The organism is Thermogymnomonas acidicola JCM 13583 (assembly GCF_001316105.1).
GTDB classification, from domain to species: Archaea; Thermoplasmatota; Thermoplasmata; order Thermoplasmatales; family Thermoplasmataceae; genus Thermogymnomonas; species Thermogymnomonas acidicola.
In genome coordinates, this window is the sequence record NZ_BBCP01000010.1 from 75102 (window position 1) to 90804 (window position 15703).

General features: G+C 56.8%; 18 protein-coding genes and 2 pseudogenes. 9 read left to right on the top strand and 11 right to left on the bottom strand.

Going from position 1 to position 15703, the window contains the following annotated elements; all coding sequences use genetic code 11:
• Positions 1 to 149: 149 nt before the first annotated feature.
• Positions 150 to 395 (top strand): hypothetical protein, encoded by a 246-nt coding sequence (locus JCM13583_RS09350; RefSeq protein WP_075057486.1) that lies wholly within the window; start codon positions 150 to 152, stop codon positions 393 to 395.
• Here JCM13583_RS09350 and JCM13583_RS09355 read toward each other — a convergent pair.
• Positions 383 to 1542 (bottom strand): annotated as a pseudogene (locus tag JCM13583_RS09355) (AAA family ATPase). The gene JCM13583_RS09350 and the pseudogene JCM13583_RS09355 sit on opposite strands and share 13 nt — an antisense overlap.
• 934 nt (positions 1543 to 2476) lie before the next feature.
• On the opposite strand from JCM13583_RS09355, the gene JCM13583_RS09360 reads away from it, so the two are divergent.
• The gene (locus JCM13583_RS09360; protein WP_075057487.1) at positions 2477 to 3097 is read left to right on the top strand and encodes a Snf7 family protein; all 621 of its coding nucleotides are present in this window, start codon (positions 2477 to 2479) and stop codon (positions 3095 to 3097) included.
• Between the two features lie 111 nt (positions 3098 to 3208).
• Here JCM13583_RS09360 and JCM13583_RS09365 read toward each other — a convergent pair.
• From JCM13583_RS09365 to JCM13583_RS13060, 4 genes and pseudogenes are all read right to left on the bottom strand, one after another.
• Positions 3209 to 3530: pseudogene (locus JCM13583_RS09365) on the bottom strand (hypothetical protein).
• 219 nt (positions 3531 to 3749) lie between these two features.
• Positions 3750 to 4148 (bottom strand): NAD-dependent epimerase/dehydratase family protein, encoded by a 399-nt coding sequence (locus JCM13583_RS09370; protein ID WP_075057488.1) that lies wholly within the window; start codon positions 4146 to 4148, stop codon positions 3750 to 3752.
• Complete coding sequence (locus tag JCM13583_RS09375) at positions 4031 to 4483, bottom strand: NAD-dependent epimerase/dehydratase family protein (protein ID WP_075057489.1); 453 nt, start codon at positions 4481 to 4483, stop codon at positions 4031 to 4033. The genes JCM13583_RS09370 and JCM13583_RS09375 overlap by 118 nt, the downstream gene beginning before the upstream one ends.
• Positions 4471 to 4605, bottom strand: a complete 135-nt coding sequence (locus JCM13583_RS13060; RefSeq protein ID WP_162509734.1) for an NAD-dependent epimerase/dehydratase family protein — start codon at positions 4603 to 4605, stop codon at positions 4471 to 4473. The genes JCM13583_RS09375 and JCM13583_RS13060 overlap by 13 nt, the downstream gene beginning before the upstream one ends.
• Before the next feature lie 97 nt (positions 4606 to 4702).
• Between JCM13583_RS13060 and JCM13583_RS09380 the strand changes: the two genes are divergently transcribed.
• Together JCM13583_RS09380 and JCM13583_RS14170 are read left to right on the top strand one after the other, a co-directional pair.
• Positions 4703 to 5236, top strand: a complete 534-nt coding sequence (locus JCM13583_RS09380; protein ID WP_075057490.1) for a glycosyltransferase family 2 protein — start codon at positions 4703 to 4705, stop codon at positions 5234 to 5236.
• A complete protein-coding gene (locus JCM13583_RS14170) occupies positions 5220 to 5459 on the top strand; it encodes a hypothetical protein (RefSeq protein WP_171823560.1) in 240 nt (79 codons plus the stop codon). Before JCM13583_RS09380 ends, JCM13583_RS14170 begins: the two co-directional genes overlap by 17 nt.
• A 2-nt stretch (positions 5460 to 5461) precedes the next feature.
• Here the strand turns inward: JCM13583_RS14170 and JCM13583_RS09390 are convergent, their stop codons facing one another.
• The 5 genes from JCM13583_RS09390 to JCM13583_RS14175 form a co-directional block, all read right to left on the bottom strand.
• Entirely contained in the window at positions 5462 to 6451 is a 990-nt protein-coding gene (locus JCM13583_RS09390; protein WP_075057499.1) for a kinase, read from the bottom strand.
• Between the two features lie 8 nt (positions 6452 to 6459).
• Positions 6460 to 7368 (bottom strand): NAD-dependent epimerase/dehydratase family protein, encoded by a 909-nt coding sequence (locus JCM13583_RS09395; protein WP_075057500.1) that lies wholly within the window; start codon positions 7366 to 7368, stop codon positions 6460 to 6462.
• Positions 7369 to 7418: 50 nt separating this feature from the next.
• Positions 7419 to 8987 carry an SIS domain-containing protein gene (locus tag JCM13583_RS13065; RefSeq protein WP_162509735.1) on the bottom strand — a complete coding sequence of 523 codons (1569 nt, stop codon included), beginning with the start codon at positions 8985 to 8987 and terminating at the stop codon, positions 7419 to 7421.
• A 163-nt stretch (positions 8988 to 9150) separates the two neighbouring features.
• A complete protein-coding gene (locus JCM13583_RS09415; RefSeq protein WP_075057492.1) occupies positions 9151 to 9603 on the bottom strand; it encodes a zinc ribbon domain-containing protein in 453 nt (150 codons plus the stop codon).
• 32 nt (positions 9604 to 9635) lie between these two features.
• Positions 9636 to 9803, bottom strand: a complete 168-nt coding sequence (locus tag JCM13583_RS14175; protein WP_171823561.1) for a hypothetical protein — start codon at positions 9801 to 9803, stop codon at positions 9636 to 9638.
• Positions 9804 to 9912: 109 nt separating this feature from the next.
• Between JCM13583_RS14175 and JCM13583_RS14180 the strand changes: the two genes are divergently transcribed.
• The 4 genes from JCM13583_RS14180 (at position 9913) to JCM13583_RS09430 (ending at position 13722) form a co-directional block, all read left to right on the top strand.
• Entirely contained in the window at positions 9913 to 10068 is a 156-nt protein-coding gene (locus JCM13583_RS14180; RefSeq protein WP_171823562.1) for a hypothetical protein, read from the top strand.
• The gene (locus tag JCM13583_RS09420; protein WP_075057493.1) at positions 10044 to 11948 is read left to right on the top strand and encodes a hypothetical protein; all 1905 of its coding nucleotides are present in this window, start codon (positions 10044 to 10046) and stop codon (positions 11946 to 11948) included. Before JCM13583_RS14180 ends, JCM13583_RS09420 begins: the two co-directional genes overlap by 25 nt.
• 434 nt (positions 11949 to 12382) lie before the next feature.
• Positions 12383 to 13201, top strand: a complete 819-nt coding sequence (locus tag JCM13583_RS09425) for a DUF2079 domain-containing protein (RefSeq protein WP_075057494.1) — start codon at positions 12383 to 12385, stop codon at positions 13199 to 13201.
• Between the two features lie 23 nt (positions 13202 to 13224).
• Positions 13225 to 13722 carry a hypothetical protein gene (locus tag JCM13583_RS09430; RefSeq protein ID WP_075057495.1) on the top strand — a complete coding sequence of 166 codons (498 nt, stop codon included), beginning with the start codon at positions 13225 to 13227 and terminating at the stop codon, positions 13720 to 13722.
• 217 nt (positions 13723 to 13939) lie between these two features.
• On the opposite strand, the gene JCM13583_RS14185 is transcribed toward JCM13583_RS09430, so the two are convergent.
• Positions 13940 to 14092, bottom strand: a complete 153-nt coding sequence (locus JCM13583_RS14185) for a hypothetical protein (protein ID WP_171823563.1) — start codon at positions 14090 to 14092, stop codon at positions 13940 to 13942.
• A 60-nt stretch (positions 14093 to 14152) separates the two neighbouring features.
• Between JCM13583_RS14185 and JCM13583_RS09435 the strand changes: the two genes are divergently transcribed.
• Entirely contained in the window at positions 14153 to 15589 is a 1437-nt protein-coding gene (locus JCM13583_RS09435; protein ID WP_162509736.1) for a hypothetical protein, read from the top strand.
• Positions 15590 to 15703 lie beyond the last annotated feature (114 nt).

Consider the following 15703-nt stretch of genomic DNA (forward strand, 5'->3'; position numbering starts at 1 on the left):
CAGCAAACGTTGAATATGATATCCTCATTACTCTCCAGGCGTGATGTGGAATACATGAACTTCATGAACGTAACACTCGTTGAGTTCATGGAAAGGTCCATAGGCCCCCTCCATCGGGCCTCTCCAGGACCTCCTATTCAGCAGGGTTGATGGGTGATGGACGGGACCATTGTCAGGAGCTGCATATACCACAGGACGGTGAGTGCCTGCTCCTGATGTCATACCCTACGAGGTGCAGGCTCTGCTTCAACTTCCGCTCCTTCACAAGGCCAGAAGGTATCACAAGGACAAAGGCATACTACACAGTCTTCGACCTCGTTGAGGCCGGCCTCCTCACACCGTCCATATTCCCCTCAGGCGATGCTGTGCAGGGCACACTCGATCAGGTCGAGTAGGCTTTGTATCTCTCGAGCAGCCTGGAATCTATTGAGGGCTTTATTGACCTCATGACATCGAGGAGGTCCTGGGTCTCAACGGGCTTAGGGCTCCCGTTCTTTACTGCCCTGAGGAAGGCCTCCTGGGCCGCCTTCTTGCATATGAACTCTATGTCCGCGCCGCTGTAACCCTCCGAGGCCGCTGAGAGGAGGTCGTAGTCCACCGGGCCAAGGTGCTTCACCTTGGATAGGTTCAGTTGGAAGATCTTCTTCCTCGCCTCCCTGTCGGGTGGTGGGACGAAGATCTTTATGTCGAACCTCCCGGGCCTCAGCATTGCCTCATCGATCTCCCAGGGGTTGTTGGTGGCGGCCAGTATGAAGATGTCCCTGTTCTTCTGCGAACCTATGCCACCTACCTCGTTCAGCAGCTGCGCAACCCCTCTCCTGGCCGCATCAGATCCGGACTTCTCCCTCTTGGGCACGATGGCATCGATCTCGTCGAAGAATATTATGGATGGCGCCAGGAGCTGTGCTGCCTGAACAGCTTCGTTATGTTCTTCTCGAACATGCCGAACCACTGGCTGTAGAGGGCGGAGGGGTTCACGCTTATGAACCTGGCGTTGGCCTCGTTAGCAATGGCCTTTGCGATGAACGTCTTTCCCGTGCCGGGTGGCCCGTAGAGGAGCATGCCACCCCCCGAACTGGACGTTGTACTCCCTGGAGAGCTCCCTGAAACGCATGGGGGGGTAGATCAGCTTCGCCAGGATCTCCCTCTTGACGTCCTCGAGGCCAGCGACGTCTTCGAAGGTTACCCTGGGTATCTGCGGCTTCTCCAGCCCTATCTCCTCCAGGATCTCCTCGCCCTCCTTTACACTTTCCTCCTTTCCCTCGTGCCTTTCCTGGGCCCCCCCTCCCATGGCCGGCACCCTCGAGCCACCGGCCCTCCTGTAGGCTTTCAGTATGGCCTCGCACTGCTCTATCTTCCTCTCCCTCTCCCCCGGGGGAGGGGGGGCCTGGCTGGCAGCCTCCAGCATCAGGGTGTAGCTGCCAGGTAGAGGTCCCTGGCCCTTTCAAGGTGACCCAGGCTTTCCTCCCTCCTGGCACTCTCCAGGACACTGAGTATCTTTCCAGAATCCGCTGTCAGACAGGCTCCCCCCCTCCCCCTCATTACCGCGTTGTCTATCACGGTTCCCTTGGTGTAGACCTTCAGCTTCTTCATCTTGAACGACACAACCTCCACCTCGATCTTCATCTCGTACTCCTCAGGGAAAATCGCGTACTCCCTGAGCGTTGAGGCCAGCTTTGGTGTGAAGAGCAGGTAGTCCCTCTGCCCTGATCCAGATGAAAGGAAGAAGCCCTCAAACTTTGACCCGTTGAGCCTCTCCCTCCCCCCCGCTACCAAGGCCTCCGTCACCCTCTCTGTGTCAGGGGGGGACACCGATATTTCCTGTATCCTTCCAGAGACCATGGCGTAGTTGGGTATGTTGTACGCCTGGCCCAGGAGCTTCTTGGCCACTGTGACGCACAGCCTGGAGACCTTGTTTTCGTTGATCTCTCCGTCAAAGTAACGGAGCGTGTCCAGTATCAGGAGACTCATCAGCACTACCCTGTATAGGTAACATGGCTCAAATTAAAAAGTTGCCCCCCCAAAGTGGAGTAAAAGGATCGGCAAGCCATGCCCGCAGCGGGGGGGGTGCAACCCCCCCAGGCAACAGGGCCTGTGGCACACCATACTGTTAGGGCATCATACTCTCCAAAATAGCTCTGCGTGCGCCTGATATGGTCGGAGGTGCAAATTGGAACCATGATGCTGTGTGCTCCATGGTGGGGGAACAGTGTGTGGCCCCCCCGAGGTGACTCAATGCATTAAACCCATGGGGAATCATATATAGGTGGTGAATCGCCGACCGCTGTGACACTGGACAACCTGCATACCAGGAGGGTTGATGGCTGCCCGACGGTGCACTCCCGTGTACCTGAATCGCATGACCGTGCAGCGGCCAGGGTCAGGGGGGGTGCGAAAGGATCGCTGAATTCTGCCTCACTAAAGATTTATAATGTAGTATCGTTTATTATCACAGGGCCAGGGGGGGCAGGTTCTAATGTCTATAATCAAGATAGGTAAAAGCGAAGAAGAGAAGATGATGGAGAGGAGGACAAGGATAAGCCAGTGGAAGGCAGAGATAGACAGGGCCATAAGGCAGCTTGAGAAGAACAAGGAGCAGAACATCCAGAGTGCCAAGCTGGCCCTCAAGACCGGCAACATGGAGAAGGCCAAGGTCTTTGCGGGCAACATCATCATGGTGGAGAGCACCATAAGGGGGGGGCTGAACGACTACAAGCTGATGCTCGAGAACATAAACCTCACACTGCAGTATGCGGAGATCAACCAGAAGGTATGGGCATCCCTAAGGAAGGGTCAGGAGGACCTGGTGAAGAGCCAGCTCTCTGAGAAGCAGGTCCTGCAGATGCAGCAGGACATGGAGAGGATCGTGAACACCTCGCAGAGGATACAGGAGACGCTTTCCAGCCAGCTGGACATGATCAGCAATGCAGTCTACGAGAACTCCTCAGGCAACGAGGAGAGGATCAGCAAGCTGCTCTCATCAATTTCGGGTGGGCAGGTCAAGGCCACAGAAAGCAGTGCCGAGGACCAGGAACTCGACAAGCTAATAAAGGCCCTGAGCGAGGGCGCCACAGGAGAGCCCCAGGGCCAAGAGTGATTGACTGGCACGCACCCATCTATTTTATCCACTAGGATGGGTAAAGAACAGAGAAAGCAGAGTTTTATTCAGGGAACGTTCTCCAGAGGTAAAGTTTGACCCCTTACATGGTTATGTGGTATCATCCTTTCCAGAGGCTATCCCGAGGCCTATCAGGAAGAGCACCACGGTGAGGGAGAGCGATCCCCCCAAAGCCCAGGCTCAGGGATTTGGTTACCTCTCCCACGTACTGCTTGACGTAGGGCATGACGCTTGAGGCCAGCGAGCTTATGGAGACATGGGGGGGCACAAAGGCAAACCCCACGTAGGCCGCTATGAACATCGCTATTATTAGGAGGACGAATGAGAGTATGCCCTTCTTGATCGCGAGGCCAAAAAGCAGGCCGTCAACGAGGGCTACGATCAACAGGAGGAAACCTGAAATCTCCACCATAACACCTATTTGAAAAGAACAAAATATATAAATATTGCGTGAACAGGAGTCCAAATATACGGCCCCCAGGGGGGGTTTGGCTCCTCCACCTCAATCCCTGGATTTTCCACTTTCCCCGCAGGTTCAGTTCTTACACCTAAAGAGAGGACGCTGCACCACAGGCCCATCCCCCTCCGGAAACTCATGCTCCCTGGCCCGGACGCCTGGAGAGCGCCGCCCCTATGTACTCGAAGGGATCGGTGAGCCCAGAGAGGTCCGAGACGGACCGGAGCCTGGTGACATCAGCCTCGTGAGCATCTGGTAGCTACGCAGGGGGGGGTTCGGGACGAACCTGATTCTCTCCCTGTCTATTGCCCTCGCAATATCAATGTACCTGTGGCTCCTCCCTGTCCCGACGTTGTATACGCTCTCCTCTCCCCCCCTCTCCAGGATGTCCATTATGATCCTAGAGGCATCGTCCACGTGAATGAAGTCTCTGGCCTGGGTACCGTCACCATATACTATAAGGTCCTTCCCCCCTCCTCGTGATCCCTGAGGAACCTGGATATAATGCTGGCATAGTCGCCCTTCTGGTTCTCGTCTGGCCCGAACACGTTGAAGAGCCTGAGGCCCACGCACCTGAGGCCGTATATGTCACTGTAAGAGGCCGCATGCATCTCGTTCATCAGCTTGCTCTTTGCATAGTGGTTCCTCTGCCTGTTGTGGTCTATCACAACATTCTCGGAGAAGCTGTCAAGGTAAACGGCTGCGCTGGAGGCATAGACGACCTTCCTGACCGAGTTCCTCCTGCTGGCCTCCAGCACGTTCAGGAAACCGTTCACGTTCACAGAATAGCACCTGTAGGGGGGGTCGCGCTCGAACTCTACATTCGACGTCACCGCGGCCAGGTTGATGACATATTCGCACCCCCTCACCCTTTCCTCAAGTGCTCTGAAGTCCGTTATATCCACCACGTCCGTGCCCCCTCGCCGGTACCACGTCTATGCCGGCTACCTCGTATCCCCTCCTCCTGAGCCTCACGCACAACGTGCCTGCCTATGAACCCGGCGGAGCCAGTGACCAGAACTCTCGGCATGCATCCCTGATGGCTAAAGCGATATATTAAGTTGCATTTCGCACTGGAGATCAAAAACAGGGTAAGAAATTTTAATACCCATTATTATCACGTTGAAGTGTCAGAAAGGGACGTCACTGTTATCATACCCGCCTACAACGAGGAGGACAGGATCGGCAAGACACTGCGCGACCTGATCGATAACATGGATACGCTGGCAAGGGTAATAGTTGTTGTTGACGGAAACGACAGAACTGAGGAGATCGCAAGGTCCTTCGGCCCCCATGGTCCAGGTCTACAGGGACGCGAAGAGGCTGGGCAAGGGCGGGGGGGCAGTGCTCAAGGGCCTGGAGCTGGCGGAGACGGAAAAGATATGCTTCACAGACGCAGATGGCTCCACTCCGTGGTACGAGGTCAAGAGGCTCACCGATATGCTTGGAAGAGGCATGGAGATGATCGTTGGCTCCAGGTGGATGAGGGATTCCAGGGTGAAGAAAAAGGAGCCACTGCTGAACATAATAGCGGGCAGAATGTTCCACTACCTGAACTTCCTGATCCTGGGAATAAGGGTCAAGGACACCCAGTGTGGCATGAAGTGCATGACGAGGGACCTTGCAAAGGAGCTCGTCAAGAGGGTGGCAGTCAGGGATAGGACCTTTGACGTCTCCCTGATCTACAACGCCATGCTGCTCGGCGCTACGGTGAGGGAGGTCGGCATAGAGTGGACGCACGACGAGAACACGAGGATGCCAATCCTCCACGCAGTGCCATTCATGCTTGCGGCCATAGTTGCCATGAGGCTCTCGCACGGCAGGCGTTCGGAGAGGATTGGCCCGCTCCTCATGAGGGTCTACAGGAACTTCAGGTTCTACTGACCTCAGTCACCGACGAATATTATCTGGCTCCCCCCCTGGTAGTCAAAGGCGAACGGCTCCTCCCTGAGTTCCGGGAACTTAGAAACGAAATTCCTTCTATCAACATCCGGGGGCATGGAATAGCAGGAATCCTCCCCCCCTCCGGCTCCTATTAGCTTGCCTCCCCCCCTGGCCCCCCCGTTTGACATGGCCCTCTCGTAGAGCTCGTCGATCCAACCGGAGCTGATTGACCCTGCCAGTGTCTTCTTCAGCATCCAGTTCCTGTGGAGGCTCTCACCGAGGCTGTCCACTTCTCCTCTGCTGAGCCTCTTATAGAGTTCCTCGGTTATGCGTACCATCTCCCTGTAGGAATCGACGTTCTCGGACACCTTTGATGACTGCTCCCTGTGTATGTCCTGTGAGCGCCTCTCTATGCCTGTGTACATGAGGAAGAGTGACCTCCACAGCCTCTCCCTGGCCTCCTCAGGGATGATAACGGGCCTCACCACGACGTTCTCGTCTGGCAGGAACTTCAGGAACTGGATGCCGCCGTAGGCGGCCATGTACTGGTCCTGCTTACCACCCGGCTCCCGCAGTATCTCCCTCTCGATCTTCACGGCCTCCTCTGCCAGTTCCCTCTGCGATACGTACTCGCCACTGTAGGCGTGGAGGGCATGGAGGAGGCCCACGAGGAAGGTGCTGCTGGAACCGAGGCCAGTGCCTGTGGAAGGTATGTCGCTTATGCTCACGATCTCTATCCCGCCGTCGATGTTGAGGAGCCTCAGGGCCTCCCTCACGGTGGGGTGCCTTATCTGGTCAACCCTGTCCACTATCTCGGTGACAGAGTAGGACACCCTTATCCTGTCATCGAACTTCTTGTTCACCACTATGTAGATATACTTGTTAATGGACGCTGATATGACCGCCCCTTCCCCGAAGTTCCTGTAGTATTCAGGCAGGTCTGTGCCGCCACCGGTGAACGTTATCCTGAGTGGCGTCTTGGATATGATCATCCTCCTCTTCATACTCTGCCATAGAAGTCGTTTATTATCCTGAGGCCCTCGTCCAGGCCCACCCTCGCCCTGAAGCCTATCTCACTCTCCGCCCTGCTGGTGTCCGCAAGTGTTTCCATCACGTAGTTCTTAATGGGCATCGGCACGTACTTCGGCTCTATCTCTGTGCCGAGGAGGCTGTTCAGCTTCGCCACCAGTTCGTTGAGGGAATAGTTTTTTCCATAGCCCACGTTGTAGACCCTGAAGCCCTTCACCTTTGTAGCCCTGACAAGGGCCTCCACAACATCCCCTGCATACACAAAGTCCCTCCTCTGCTTCCCGTTTCCGTAGATGACCGGCTGCCTCCCGGCCTTCATGTCCCAGAGGAACTGGGTCGCAAGGTTCGCATACCCGTTCTTGGCCCTCTCGTACTTTCCGTAGACCGAGAAGAAGCGCATCGCAGCAACGTTAAGGTCGTAGAGCTGGTTGTACAGCTGTGATATGCGCTCCGCTGCGATCCTCGCCTCTGTATAGAAGTCGGTGACCAGCGGCTGCGCGTCTTCCCTGTGTGGCGGCTTAATTCCGTTGTATATTGAGGACGTGGAGGAGAAGACAACCGGGCACTGCACCCTCCTGGCCAGCTCCAGGATGCCGATCATGCCGTTCACCACCTCGCCCACGAGCATCGGGTTGTTCCTGTACATCGGCGAGGCGGAATAGAAGCCAAGGTGGAATATGAGATCAAAGCCATGCTTAAGCAGGGGGGGCGTCCTTGGCATCTCCCTGATGAACTCCACCCTGTCCCTGACCTCTTTCAGGTTCTCCTCGGAGCCCGTGTGGAGGTTGTCTATGACAGTGACCCTGTTTTCCCCCCCTGCAAGCGACAGCACCAGGTTGGTACCTATGAACCCAGCACCACCTGTCACGAGGATATTCATCCCTGATAGGCTCTCCATCGTCTTGTGATTGTGGAAATCATTAAAACCTTTCACCTAAGCTCGTCCTCTACGATCTTTGACCATATGTGCCCAATCGCTATGTGCACCTCCTGTATTATCGATGTCCTGTCCGAGGGAACCCTGATGCAGGCGTCCACAAGCGAGAGAAGCTTCCCTCCGCCAGAACCCGTTAGGCCTATGGTCCTGCAGCCCATCTCCTTAGCCGCCTGGATCCCGGCTATCACGTTCCTGGAGTTGCCGCTGGTGCTGATACCCACGACCACATCGCCCCTTCGGGCAAAGGCACGCACCTGCCTGCTGAACACCTCTTCATACGAGTAGTCGTTGCCTATTGCCGTCAGCGATGATGTGTTCGTGGTCAGGGCCATGGCCGGCAGAGGCCTACCCTCCTTTTCGAACCTGCCAACCAGCTCGGCCGCAATGTGCTGCGAGTCCGCAGCGCTGCCACCGTTTCCGAAGAGGATGAGCTTGCCGCCGTCCCTTATGGCATCAGCGATCATCTTTCCAGTTTCGAGAACCACTGATGCATCAAGGCTCTTCCTCACATCTGCCCCCCCGGTCTCCAGGTAGCTTTTCACTTCCCTTAGTTCCATCGAGCAAAAAAGCCAGGTGAGTATTAAATTGTTAGTGGCCGCTCCATATGAACTGCGCGGACACAACGTACCTGAATGCGAAGGCGGCGTTGATCCCCCCACAAAGTTGGACAGCAGTATGTTTATGCCCACAAGCGCCAGGAGCATGAAGACCGCGAAGTTGATGGCGCTGGCGAGCAGTGATGCCCCGTTGTGCTGGAAGAACCTGAGCACAACGTTCTTCACAGTCCTCTTAAGCCTCCTGTTGCTGAAGGTCCACCTGTCGTTGAGTATGAAGTTGCTCACTATGGACACCTCTATGGCCAGGACCTCAGCTGCTATGTAGTTTATGTGCAGCGAGAGCGCATACAGGACAAGCTCGCTCACAACCACGCCTGAAGCACCGACAACAAGGTACTTCCAGAGGTTTCCATGCGTTATGGCGAAGATGTAGAAGGAGATTATGTCCCTCAGCCTTAACTTGCTCTGGCCCTCCCTCCTCGCATAGAACATTATAGGGTACTCGGCTATGCTCATGCCTGCACTGTAGACCTTGTCAACGATCTCGACCTGGCCCGTGTAGGAGCCGTGCCTGGGCCTGTTGGCGATGAGGTACTCACATGCAGCCCTGGAGTATATCCTGTAGCCTGTGGTCGCGTCCTTTACGCGGGGGGGGCCGAAGCTCATGCTGAAGAGGAGGTTAGCCCCCCTGGAGATAATCCGCCTTATCAGTGGTAGCCCGACTATGCCTGCCCTCCTGTCCTTTATGTACCTCGAGCCGAGCACGAGGTCGTGGTGGTTCTGCTCAGCAAACGTGAACATTTCCTCAAGGTATGCCGGGTCATGCTGTCCGTCCGCGTCCATCACGGCCACGTAGTCTGCACCCCTGCGGACAGCCTCCTGCATGCCAACTATGACGGCAGAAACAAGGCCCTGCTTCCTTGGCCTTGATATGAGGGTCACATTCCCGAACTTGGACACCACCTCCATGGTCTGCTCATCCGTCTCGTCGTCTACAACGATCACCTGGAAGGGTGCCAGTCGAATGAGGAGCTCGAGAGACTCTGTGCCTCCCTGTATGTAGGAAGTACAACGAACCTCTTCATCGTCATTTGATGGGGGGGATCAAATTACTTTTATTAAAATATTAGTCGGTAAAATACGAAGTCATACAATAGTGAATACCCGCCTAGAGCTCCTGCCCGCAGTTTGGGCAGAACTTCGCACCTGCCGGCAGGTCGGAGCCGCACCTTGGGCACTTTTGGGGGGGCAGCCTCTTCTCCTCGCCCAGCCTCTTGGGCTCCTCTATGTCCCTGACCTCCGCATCATACACGTTTGCATCCTGCGGCTTCTGTTCCTGGCCCTGGGCCGGGCCCTTCCCGAAGTACGCCATGCCTATATTGGCCCTGGGGGCCCTGGCCTTGGCCAGCTCAACCTCCCTCCTGTGCCTTTCCTCCTCCTCCCTCTTCATCTCCTCCTCTTTCTTGATCTTGGCATCATTGATCCACTTCCTTATTTCAGTGTCCCACCTCTGCGGGTCGCTGAGCCTGAACACGATCTTGTTCTTCTGGCCGTCCTTCCTGTACTCGATCTCCATCTCCTTCCTCGTGAATAGCTTCAGCCTGGGGACTGCAATGCTCACGTTGGAAATGTCGTACAGGTAAACGTCTAGGATTATCTTCGGGGGGGGACCGCCCTTATGAGACCCCTCCTGCCCCTCCTCTCGTATATTATCCTCCTGTCTGTGAGGTAGAGTGTCCCCTGCGCCACAACGGTTTCCCCGTCCACGACCTCCGCCTCTTCCCTGAGTATCTCGTGCTCCCCAACTTCGTAAATCGGCATTCTCATGATTTATCAGTATTTATTATAAAGCCTTTTATCGGAACGACGGGCCTTCGGGGGGGTGAAACGGAGGGTAAGTTTGAAATTTGTCCAAGGCAATACTGACCAGATGGCTTCGGTGGAGGGCGCGGTCAGCAGGAGGCTTCTTCCCCCCCTGGGCACAGGCCTCTTCTCGATGAACCTGGCTTGGGTCTCCTGGGCCATCTTTGGCTACCTTGACACTGCGTCGCTTGCCCTTGTATGGTCCCTCTTCTCACTGGCATAGCACTCATAGTGCTCTCCGCCTCAGAAAGTTATGGTTCGAGGCTGACCACCTGGCTCTCCTACCTGTCACTGGCACTTGCAATTGCCGCTGCGCTGAGCATAGTTGGGTACTTCCACCCGGTGAGGATAACGGATGAGGTCATAATCGACAGGTATGCTGCCATCGCGCTACTCCACCGTGAAGACCCATACAGGCCGGGAGTGATAGGGTCTTACCTGCAATCATCCAGCTACCCGACCTTCTGGTTCACGCCTACCCTGGACGGGGGGGGTTTCGTCACGGCCTTCATATACCCTGGCCTAGTCCCCCTCTATTTCTTGCTGGAGGTGGCCCTGCACCTGAACCCCCTCGTTCTATACGAGGTGCCTGTGGCTGTCAGCTTTACAGCATACTATCTCTACATGCGCAAGAACGGGATAGCCCTGGAGGAGAGGTATGACCTCATGCTTTTCTCCATCGCGCTATTCGCCGAGCTGGCGGGCTTTGCCTTCTACTTCTCTTCGGCTACCATATGGATAATGTTCGTCATACTCTCCCTCTCGTCCTCGGAGAGGCCCTCAATCTCCGGCATCTTCAGCGGGCTTGCGGCCTCGTTCAACCAGATACCGGCCCTCCTTGTCCCGTTCCTCGCTGTGTTCCATTTCAGGGAGAATGGCAGGAAGGGCCTCATCAGGTACCTTGCCCTCTCCATAGTATCTTTCTCGGTGATAAACGGGCCGTTCCTGGCCATGTCACCAGGGTCCTTCATACACGCAATGGAGCACTCACTGAGCCAGGGGGGCCATAGGGGTGGGCTTCGGGGTGTCCGAGCTCTCATTCCTTGCCCTGGCAAGCATCGCCCCCCCCGTGTGTTCACCATAGCGCTGTTCGCATCCTACTCGATGCTCCTTACCGCTTATGCCCTCTGGTACGAGAGACTGCGCCTCTCTTTCGTCGTATTCCCTGCAATAGTCATGTTCCTGAACTACAGGGTGCTCCCAGAATATGTGCTTGTGTGGTCCGTACCAGCGGCAATGCTTGCACTGGGCAGGAAACCGTTGCGGGCGCACAGGGTTGCGGGCACGCTAAGGAAGAAGGCGCTTGCCGCATCCATAGCCGTTCTGATCCTTGTTGTTGCGGTGCCACTTGGCCTCCACTCCCAGGAGGCATACGAGAAATCCCAGGACCTGAAGGTGATATCCATAAGGTCTTACTCTGACCCCTACAACGTGACAGGGTACATAACAGAGATGGATGTGTCCGTGCTGTATACGGGCACGCAGGACACGTACGTGGGCTTCAGGATAATACCATACGGCGAGACCATGAACGCAAACGGCCTGATATGGACACCGGACCCCATGAAGGGTGCCGCGGATACTAGGGGAGCCCTCCTCAGGCCTGGTTATAACAACGTGACGATTTTCCCGCAGAGCTATGTGGACCTACTCCCGGACGGAAGACCGTTCAGGCTGTTCGTGACCGACAACACCTCCATTTCCTTCCTGAACTCAGGCGGCCTCTCTGTCAGCGGTGTTACGCCGGTCAGTGACCCTGAGCTGGCTTACCCAACGTACAACAGCAAAGACCCGTACCCTGGCTGGCTCGCCCACTCCAACGGCACATGGGTCTTCCATTATCATCCGGGTTACCTTGAGGCTGTGTCGGAGGGGGGGCCAGGGAACCTCGACCTCCAGACCCGTGTGAATGGCACGGAAGCCTCATGGACTCTGTCTTTCATTATCTCCGTGAACTCAACGGCGCCAGTGAGCGTGGAGCTCATAGATTCACAGGGTTCCTACGTGAACGCAAGCCAGGGGGGGCAGGTGGAGGACTCATCCATGCAGCTCAGCGTTGAGGTCACGCCAGGCCTTGGGGGGGAAACGTGTCACTCCGGGTGAGTGCGGTGTCCGGCTGTTCCCTGGACATAAGGCCCGCAGCGTACGGTGGCTGATAGGCAGGTAGACACTTTTGTATTTCAGCATACTTTATCAAAAACTCATATATTGATAAATTCAGATGCAGTGCCGTGGCCCGGAGCTGGGATACCAAGAGTGGATCCTCATCGCCGAGATAGCGGTATACTCCGCGGTCTGGTCTTACATCTCGCTCATGAGGTACCTGCACTTCGGGGGGGCCGCGGTATTCGACCTTGGCGTTGCATCGGCGACCATATACAAGGCATTCCATGGCGGCATAATAGGTACCGCAGCGGATCCCAGGCCAATACAGGTGCAGAAGCTCATCTACCTCGTCCTTGCACCGTTCTACGACATAGACCCAAGGCCTGAATTCCTCCTCGTTTTCCAGTCCATCTGGATCCCACTGGGGGGCCGTGCCCCCCCTGTTCCTGGCCTCCAGGAAACTGGGAATGGAGAAGACGGAGGCCCTGCTCATTGCCTCCTCCTATCTGCTTTACTTCCCACTGGCGGGCGTGAACTGGTTCGACTTCCACTTCATGGCGCTCTTCCCCCCCACCTTCTTCCTGCTGTGCCTCTACGCCTACGTTTCAGACAGGAAGGCGCTATTCGGCGTCACTGCTGTTCTGGCAACCATAACCGACCTCATGGTGCCACTGATCATGTTCGCCTTCGCAGTCTACGCAGTAATAGAGGGGCGGTACAGGGGGGGCAAGAGGTGCATCCCGTACACGGTCCTGCCGGCCTCAGCAGGTGCACTTGTATTCCTTGCAGTATCGCTTTACTTCGGGCCGGGGGGGTACCTGCTGAACTGGCTCCACCTCGGTGGGCATGGCTCCATACTCTCTATGGTCTCCGACCCTGGGGGCCCCCCTACTGACCAGGAAGGTAATGTGGTTTATCCTCATGTCCATACCTCCCTGTTCATGTACCTCCTGTCGCCCAGATCGGCGATAATGTTCATACCATACGTCCTGTTCGTTGCAGCCTACTCGTACACGCCGTACTTCACCGTGACGCTCTACCAGTACCCTGCCCTATACTCACCGGTCATCATATATTCAGCGGCAAAGGGTTACGCTTTCCTCCGCTCTAAGATCGGGAGTGGCAGGGCGAAGTATGCACTGTTCGCGGTGCTTGCGGTATCGCTCATAACCTACTCCCTCTTCAGCCCGTGGGAGAGGCCTTCACCTACCAGTACACCTATGGCCACGACCCTAACCTGTCAAATGTAATACCACCATACACACTGTCACAGATGGAACCCAAGCAGTACGACACCTACATGTGGGCCATGGTGCGCATGGTGCCTCCAGGCACGACAGTACTATTGCAGAACGATGAGCCGCAGCTCGCCACGGTCAACAACGTTGTCATGCCCTGGAGCCCGGTGCCGGAGCTGGACTTCAACTACTCCCTGGCAAACCCTTACAGCAAGTGGTTCTATCCCGGGGGGGCAGTGATATCCCCTGGCGCAGTCACCTACTTCCAGACGTGGTTCAACTACGCCCTTCTCAGCGGTGAATACAGCATAGTCTCTGAGGAGGACGGCCTCACACTGATATCCCTGGGCCAGCACTCAGGGCCTGTGGCGTTCTCCCCCCCGGTGAATGTGCAGCTGGAACCAGTATCTTCCGGCACGGGGTACTGTAACTACACCACAGGGTTCCTCCCCCCCCTGGCACATACGTCGTTGTCAATGGTTCCATTAACGATACCCTCAGGGGAAGTGATGGGATATCTGACCTGGTGCTGAGGCCCCACCTGGGCAGCCAGGGGGGGCAGGTGGAGTTCGTGGTGCCTGTGTACCTGGCAGATGTTACTCTGAGCGCCCCCCCGTACAGTGGCCACGTGGACGTTGTGCTAAGGGAGGTCTCCCCATGATGCAGAGGAGCGCAGTAGCCAGGCCACTCCTCATGGTCGGCCTCGGTTCAGCTGCTGTACGCCTCCTACCTTGTCTGGGTCTCATTCGGTTACCTGAACATGGCCTCGGATGCAGTGAGCTGGGCACTCGTCCTCATGTCATTCTTCATATTCCTCAGGGCCTCGAGGCCTGCACCTGACACTGGACAGGACAGCGTGCTGAGGTACTCCACGGTCATAGCGCCGGCCTCGGTGGCGTTCACCGTTTTCCTGGTAACACTGCCCTCCGCATACTCGGCACATATGCCGTCACAGCGGTGTCGGTGGCAGCCTCTGCCGCAGTCATCGCGGCATGGACAGCAAAGAAGCAACAGGCGGGATTTGCTTCCCTGATGGCCCTGGTCGTACTCTTCTCCTGGCTGCACCTCTCGCAGACGGGCCAGTTCCAGACGGACGAGATCTTCCTGGACTACTACGCTTCACACCTGGCACTCAGGGGGGGCATTGACCCTTACACTGCAAACATAGCGCAGTCCCTGGTCGTGCAGCACGTGCCACTGGCGGACCTCACTCCCCCCCTCCTCTCCGGCGGGTTCTTCAGCGGCATGGACTACCCGGCACTCTCGTTTCTGGTGATGCTCCCCCCCTTCGACATCGTGCACGCAGATGCCGGCGTGGTGCCCCCCCTTACCTTCTTTCTGGTTTCCCTGGTGCTCGTATATATGGTGGCATGGAAGAGGGAGGGGGCATGGGCCGGTGCGCTCGCCGTGGCCATGATCCTTATGGACTTCGGACTGGTCTCACTGGCCTCCAACGGGGACATGGACACCGTCTGGGTGTTCTTCCTCCTGCTCTCAGAAATATTGATGGCGAGGAGCACACTCGCCTCAGGCGTATCCTATGGCCTTTCCGTTGCGGCCAAGCAGATACCGTTGCTTGTGGCGCCCTTCATGCTGGTCTACCTGGTCAGGCAGCGTGGGTGGAGGTCGGCGGCCATCTTCGCCCTCTCCTCGGTGCTCTCCTTCATGGCCATAGACCTGCCCTACATCGCCGCCTCTCCAGCCTCATTCCTCAGCGAGGTAGCCAGGCCGGAGACTGGGGGGGCACTCATTTGGATCGGCCAGGGGGGGCCTAGCCTGATCTCCTTCACCGGCATCTACCTGCTCTCAAAGGGCTACTTCACCATGCTGATGGCCGTCTTGGAGGCCCTCCTCGCCATACTGTATGCGGTGGACTTCAGGCGTCTCGCCCTCTCTTTCCCTGTCTTCCCGATCCTGGTGATGTTCTTCAACTACAGGCTTCTCTTCAACTACCTCGCCTTCTGGCCCATGCTCCTCGTGCCCGTGATATTCCTCTGGGAGAGGCCAGGAGGGGGGGCCTCGAAGGGGGGGACGCGCCAGCGCGTACTCAGGGTGGCCAGGTACGCCGCCGTGGCGGTAGCGGTGGCCGCGGTCTGCACATTCCCTGCGTTCCATGTCCATGATTCAGGAGCAAGGATCGTGTCTGTCGAACTGCTCCACGGCCCTGGTGGGAACGTCTCTGAGATGGTCGTCACGGTGGAAGGCCCGGGTTCCCAGGGCCTGCACTTCAGGTCCTTCGGGCCCGGTTTCATCTCCTACCCCCCCAACGGCATCCTCTGGAGGGACGCCTACGAGAGGAACACTACCAGTGGGTCGGTGTATGTCCTGGAGCCCTGGCCAGGCCAGGGGGGGGATTGCTGCGTCCAGCGTGAGGGTTGTGAACGGTTACAGCACCAGTGAGAGCATCTTCGCCAGGGTGGGAAACTGAGGGGGGGCCTGCATTTCAGGTAGCCCGTTGTGCTGATTTAAGAAGGCTGGATATGGAATTCCACCAGGACGGCGCGGTAGCGGGAA

What these genes read in the sequence shown, in the direction of transcription:
- JCM13583_RS09350 (WP_075057486.1), top strand. Translation starts at nt 150, where the DNA reads ATGGGTGATGGACGGGACCATTGTCAGGAGCTGCATATACCACAGGAC.
- JCM13583_RS09360 (WP_075057487.1), top strand. Translation starts at nt 2,477, where the DNA reads ATGTCTATAATCAAGATAGGTAAAAGCGAAGAAGAGAAGATGATGGAG.
- JCM13583_RS13060 (WP_162509734.1), bottom strand. Translation starts at nt 4,605, where the DNA reads ATGCCGAGAGTTCTGGTCACTGGCTCCGCCGGGTTCATAGGCAGGCAC.
- JCM13583_RS09390 (WP_075057499.1), bottom strand. Translation starts at nt 6,451, where the DNA reads ATGATCATATCCAAGACGCCACTCAGGATAACGTTCACCGGTGGCGGC.
- JCM13583_RS09395 (WP_075057500.1), bottom strand. Translation starts at nt 7,368, where the DNA reads ATGAATATCCTCGTGACAGGTGGTGCTGGGTTCATAGGTACCAACCTG.
- JCM13583_RS14175 (WP_171823561.1), bottom strand. Translation starts at nt 9,803, where the DNA reads ATGCCGATTTACGAAGTTGGGGAGCACGAGATACTCAGGGAAGAGGCG.
- JCM13583_RS14180 (WP_171823562.1), top strand. Translation starts at nt 9,913, where the DNA reads ATGGCTTCGGTGGAGGGCGCGGTCAGCAGGAGGCTTCTTCCCCCCCTG.
- JCM13583_RS09420 (WP_075057493.1), top strand. Translation starts at nt 10,044, where the DNA reads ATGGTCCCTCTTCTCACTGGCATAGCACTCATAGTGCTCTCCGCCTCA.
- JCM13583_RS09430 (WP_075057495.1), top strand. Translation starts at nt 13,225, where the DNA reads ATGGAACCCAAGCAGTACGACACCTACATGTGGGCCATGGTGCGCATG.